Source organism: Burkholderia sp. BC1 (assembly GCF_052683555.1).
This window is the reverse complement of record NZ_JBQYLP010000178.1, coordinates 1-1173: the sequence shown is the minus strand read 5'-3', so window position 1 is coordinate 1173 and position 1173 is coordinate 1. Positions and strand designations below refer to the sequence as shown.

The 1173-nt window shown below is 62.5% G+C and carries 1 protein-coding gene; it reads left to right on the top strand.

Going from position 1 to position 1173, the window contains the following annotated elements; translation table 11 throughout:
* Positions 1-1173, top strand: a 1173-nt coding sequence (tuf, locus tag ACSHSS_RS30215) for an elongation factor Tu (RefSeq protein WP_043279591.1), incomplete at its 5' end; no start/stop codon positions are given.

Genomic DNA, 1173 nt, shown 5'->3' with positions numbered 1-1173 from the left:
GAGCGGACCAAGCCGCACGTGAACGTTGGTACGATTGGTCACGTTGACCACGGCAAGACGACGCTGACGGCAGCGATCGCGACGGTTCTGTCGTCGAAGTTCGGCGGCGAAGCGAAGAAGTACGACGAAATCGACGCGGCGCCGGAAGAAAAGGCGCGCGGCATCACGATCAACACCGCGCACATCGAGTACGAAACGGCGAACCGCCACTACGCGCACGTCGACTGCCCGGGCCACGCCGACTACGTGAAGAACATGATCACGGGTGCAGCGCAGATGGACGGCGCGATCCTGGTGTGCTCGGCCGCAGACGGCCCGATGCCGCAAACGCGTGAGCACATCCTGCTGGCGCGTCAGGTTGGCGTTCCGTACATCATCGTGTTCCTGAACAAGTGCGACATGGTGGACGACGCTGAACTGCTCGAGCTGGTCGAGATGGAAGTTCGCGAACTGCTGTCGAAGTACGACTTCCCGGGCGACGACACGCCGATCATCAAGGGTTCGGCAAAGCTGGCGCTGGAAGGCGACAAGGGCGAGCTGGGCGAAACGGCGATCATGAACCTGGCCGACGCGCTGGACACGTACATCCCGACGCCGGAGCGCGCGGTCGACGGTACGTTCCTGATGCCGGTGGAAGACGTGTTCTCGATCTCGGGCCGCGGTACGGTGGTGACGGGTCGTGTCGAGCGCGGCGTGGTGAAGGTCGGTGAGGAAATCGAAATCGTCGGTATCAAGCCGACGGTGAAGACGACCTGCACGGGCGTTGAAATGTTCCGCAAGCTGCTGGACCAGGGTCAGGCAGGCGACAACGTCGGTATCCTGCTGCGCGGCACGAAGCGTGAAGACGTGGAGCGCGGCCAGGTTCTGGCCAAGCCGGGTTCGATCACGCCGCACACGCACTTCACGGCCGAAGTGTACGTGCTGAGCAAGGACGAAGGCGGCCGTCACACGCCGTTCTTCAACAACTACCGTCCGCAGTTCTACTTCCGTACGACGGACGTGACGGGCTCGATCGAGCTGCCGAAGGACAAGGAAATGGTGATGCCGGGCGACAACGTGTCGATCACGGTGAAGCTGATTGCGCCGATCGCGATGGAAGAAGGTCTGCGCTTCGCTATCCGTGAAGGCGGCCGTACCGTCGGCGCTGGCGTCGTCGCAAAGATCATCGAGTAA